1 protein-coding gene is annotated in these 500 nt (G+C 67.2%); it reads left to right on the plus strand.

From position 1 onward, the window contains the following. The coding region (locus DNU06_RS17720; RefSeq protein WP_146239336.1) for a di-heme-cytochrome C peroxidase at positions 1–500 on the plus strand (500 nt) is incomplete at both ends.

Below are 500 nucleotides of genomic sequence, written 5' to 3' on the forward strand. Positions count from 1 at the left end.
CGCCAACGCACCTGTGGACTACCCGCAACTGTGGGATATCTGGACCTTCGACTGGGTGCAATGGAACGGTTCAGCCCAGCAACCCATGGCCCGCAATATCGGCGAAGCCCTCGGCGTGGGCGCGACCCTGACGTTCTTCGACGGCGCCGGCCAGCCGCTCCAGGGCGATGCGCGCTACCCGTCCAGCGTGCGCGTGCGCGACCTGAACCTGATCGAAGAAACCCTGCAACGCCTCAAGCCCCCCACCTGGCCGGAAGATCTGTTCGGCGCCATCGACAAGCCCCTCGCGGCCCAAGGCCGCGCGCTGTTCACCGAGAACTGCGCCGGCTGCCATGTGCCGGCCGTCACCCAGGAACAGGGCCGCCCGGTGCAGCACCTGAAGATGCTCCCGGTGGCCTACATCGGGACCGACCCGGGCACCGCCAGCAACATTGCCGACCAGCGCTATGACCTCAGCGCCCTGCAATGGGACCCTGCGGAACTGGCCAAGCTCAATGTCG

Origin of the sequence: Putridiphycobacter roseus, from assembly GCF_003234935.1 — a bacterium.
GTDB lineage: Bacteria > Bacteroidota > Bacteroidia > Flavobacteriales_D > Crocinitomicaceae > Putridiphycobacter > Putridiphycobacter roseus.